At 69.5% G+C, this 3,395-nt stretch carries 3 protein-coding genes; 1 reads left to right on the top strand and 2 read right to left on the bottom strand.

What is annotated here, in order from left to right:
* Positions 1-509, bottom strand: a 509-nt coding sequence (locus tag J7E68_RS03285; protein ID WP_215169816.1) for an N-acetylmuramic acid 6-phosphate etherase, incomplete at its 3' end; no start/stop codon positions are given.
* Positions 510-1,371: 862 nt separating this feature from the next.
* Between J7E68_RS03285 and J7E68_RS03280 the strand changes: the two genes are divergently transcribed.
* Positions 1,372-2,226 (top strand): MurR/RpiR family transcriptional regulator, encoded by an 855-nt coding sequence (locus tag J7E68_RS03280; RefSeq protein WP_215169815.1) that lies wholly within the window; start codon positions 1,372-1,374, stop codon positions 2,224-2,226.
* A 111-nt stretch (positions 2,227-2,337) separates the two neighbouring features.
* Here the strand turns inward: J7E68_RS03280 and J7E68_RS03275 are convergent.
* The coding region (locus J7E68_RS03275) for a DUF998 domain-containing protein (RefSeq protein ID WP_215169813.1) at positions 2,338-3,395 on the bottom strand (1,058 nt) is incomplete at its 5' end.

Genomic DNA, 3,395 nt, shown 5'->3' with positions numbered 1-3,395 from the left:
CCCAGACCGCGTGCGAATTCCAGGCCGCCGACCACGTAGGGCGTGCGTCCCGACGCCGAGATCCCCACCACGGTGTCACGTTCGGTGAGCCCCAGCTCCCGCAGCGACGCCGCCGCCGCCGTATCGTCGTCCTCGGCGTTCTCGACCGCTGCGCGGATGGCCGTCTCGCCACCGGCGATCAGTCCCACCACCATCGAGGGATCCGTGCCGAAGGTCGGAGGGCATTCACTGGCGTCGAGCACACCGACGCGCCCGGCGGTTCCGGCACCGAGGTAGATCAGGCGCCCTCCTCTGCGGAACCGCTCGGTGATCCCGTCGACGGCTGCAGCGATCTCGGCGCTGCGTTCGCCGACCGCGGCCGGCACGCGGTGGTCTTCGGCGTTCATCCGCTGCACGAGCTCGGTCGTGTCGAGCAGATCGAGGTCGCCCCGCTCGATGGTCGACGCCTCGGTGCCGAGAGTCGAGAGGACGTCGAGGAGAGTGGCCAATCTGGCCTGGTCATTCGGCACGATGCACGAACCTTTCGTGGGGAAGATCAGAGCGCTCTGCGAGGAGGAGGGCTCCGTCGAGCGCATCGCCGGACGAGGCGGCCACGGAGCGGCGGGCGGCAAGGAGTGCGCTTTCGAGTCTGGAGCGGAACCAGACGTGGTCGGTGAGTCCGCCGTGGAGCGCGACGTCGTGGCCTCCAGGCGACGCGGCGACCGCCGAGGCGACGAGCAGGCGGATGCCCTCGGCGGCGATCTCTGCGGAGCAGGCGTCGCCGCGCTCGGCCGCATCGAGCACCAGTGGGGCCATGGTTGCGAGCCGTCTCGGGGGCGGACCGGCGTGCGCNNCCAGCTCGGGGCCCCAGCCGTCGACGGGCGGGGCGCTGCCTGCATCGTGTGCGTGGATACCGGGCGCCGCGGCGCCGGTGCCGGCGATCAGGAGCACGCCTTCCCTGCCGCCGAGCGCCCCTGCATGCGCCGACACGGCGTCTGAGGTCACAGCCACGGGCACGCGCAGAGCGTCGGCGAGGCTGAGCGCGAGTTCGGATGCCGCGTCCGGTGCCGTCCAGGCGCCCGCCGCGCCGACCGAGAGTGCCGAGATCGACTCGTCGAGGCGGTCGCGCAGAGGAAGGATCGCGGTGAGGGCGGCGGAGACGCCGCCGACTGCTGCGAGCCCCGGCGCACCGATGCCGTCGTACACGAGCCGGCGACTCGAGAGGCGTCCGCCGTCGGCCCGCGATCCGGAGAGGACCGCACGACATCGCGACTTGCCGAGGTCGACGGCGACGAGTGCCTGCGGGGGGAGCATGGAAATAGTCTACGCATCGGGCGCCGCGCATGAAAGAATTGTTCACACGCACGACATACGCCCGGGACCAGGAGAGCGATGAGCATCCAGACGACGATCGCCACGGCGGCCGAGAAGCTTCCGCCGTCGCTGGCGCGGATCGCTCGGACCGTCGCGGATGATCCGACCATCGTGGTCGACAGCACGATCACCGAGATCGCGGCGAGATGCGACACCTCGGTCGCCTCGGTCGTGCGCTTCTGCCGAGCCATCGGTGTGAACGGCTATGCCGCCCTGCGCATGGCGCTGGCGACGGAGCTCGGTCGCGAATCCGTGCAGTTCCCCGCTGCATCGGGTTTCGGCTCCGAGATCTCGGCAGCCGACAGCCTTCGTGAAGCCACCGCGAAGGTCGCCGCCCTTGAACTTCTCGCCATCGAGGAGACCGTCGCCAATCTCGACTACGACGCGCTCGCGGCAGCGGTGGAGGCGATCGACGGCGCCGACCGCATCCTGCTGTTCGGCATCGGCGGGAGCGGGCTGGCCGCAGCGGATCTCGGTCACAAGCTGCTCCGCATCGGGCACGCGGCGATCGTGCTGTCGGACTCGCACGAGGCCAGCGCCGCGGCGTCCCTGGGAGCCAGGAAGACCGTCGCCATCGGCTTCTCGCACTCGGGTGCGACCCGCGAGACCCTGCACTTCCTGCAGACGGCGCGCGCCGCTGCGGGCATCACGATCGGTGTCACCGGAACATCGTCGTCGCTCATCGCCGAGGACTGCGACCACTCACTGCTCACTCACGCACGCGAGCCGCGTCTTCGCGCCGGCGCCATGGTGAGCCGGGTCGCGCAGCTCGCGCTCGTCGACTGCCTGTTCGTGGGGGTGGCCCAACGACGCCACGCGCATACGATCCACGCCCTGCAGCGCACGTCGGACGCCACGCAGCCTCTGCGCTGACGCCGGTGTTCGCGCTGACGCCGGTGTTCGCGCCGGCACCGCGCTCGGATCGGCACCGCACTCAGATCGGCACCGCACTCAGATCGGCATCTCACTCAGGCGGCACCGCGCTCAGGCGGGCGCGGGGTCGTGCCTGCCTTCGGAACTCACCGAGCCTGCTGTCCGTAGGAACACGATGATCCAGCTGAAGATCAGCACTGCCGCGATCAGCTCAACGGCGGTCAGGTTGTAGTAACCGACCGCGAAGAACGCCGCCAGCAGGATGATGACGAGCACGTAGATCCAGCCGAGAGCCACGAACACTCGAGGAATGGTCGGAACGAACCACGGCAGCCCGATGACGATGATGGCGAACGCGACGGTCATTCCTGTCGCCACCGTGTTGTGCACGAGGAAGAACTCGTCGACCGGGAAGATGCCGACGCACGCGAGGAAGATGCCGATCAGGATCATTCCACCCCGCACGATGCGACGGCCGCGGCGAGCGACTCGGTCGTCGACCGGCAGGCCGGCGGTGGCGTATCGAGCGATCGTTGTGACCAGGACACCCGCGATGATCAGCGTCGCGTTGAACGCCAACGATGCACTGTTGCTGCTCATCCCGAGGGCTGACAGGTTGTCCTGCCACCAGTGCACGTCACTGGAGGCGAGCATCGCGGCGAATGCGCCCACGACGAGGAACACGGCCAGGACGAGCGACAGCACGGTCGGCGTCAGGGCCACGGCACTCAGGAACGTCACGTAGGCGGTCAGTGCGAAGGCGACGGCCACCAGGATCGCGCCGGGGAACGGATAGACCGGCGCATCGGTGAAGCTGCGCTCGAGCAGCTCGGCGATTCCGAGCCAGCCGAGGTAGGCGATCGCCGCGTGCGCGAAGGCGATCGCTGCGAGGTCGTACCACCGCAGCCGATCACCCGGAACGCTGAATCCGTCGCGGGTGCCGTCGGGGGCGATCTCGGCGGGCCTGACCAGGAGGCGCCCGATCGCGAAGGCGAGGACGGCAGTGATCGCTCCGCCGTACGCCGTGAAGGCGCCGATGGAGCCGGTGCCGCTGATCGGCATCTCGCGCCCCCAGAAGACGGGCCACCCGATCACGAATCCGAGGACGAAGAACACCGCACCCACGATGAGCGCTGTCGCTTCGAAGACCGCGTCTGCGGTGTCGGGCC

Source organism: Microbacterium sp. ISL-103 (assembly GCF_018613995.1).
Taxonomy (GTDB): domain Bacteria; phylum Actinomycetota; class Actinomycetes; order Actinomycetales; family Microbacteriaceae; genus Microbacterium.
Note: the sequence above shows the minus strand (reverse complement) of the source record. Positions and strands in the feature narration are given on the sequence as shown.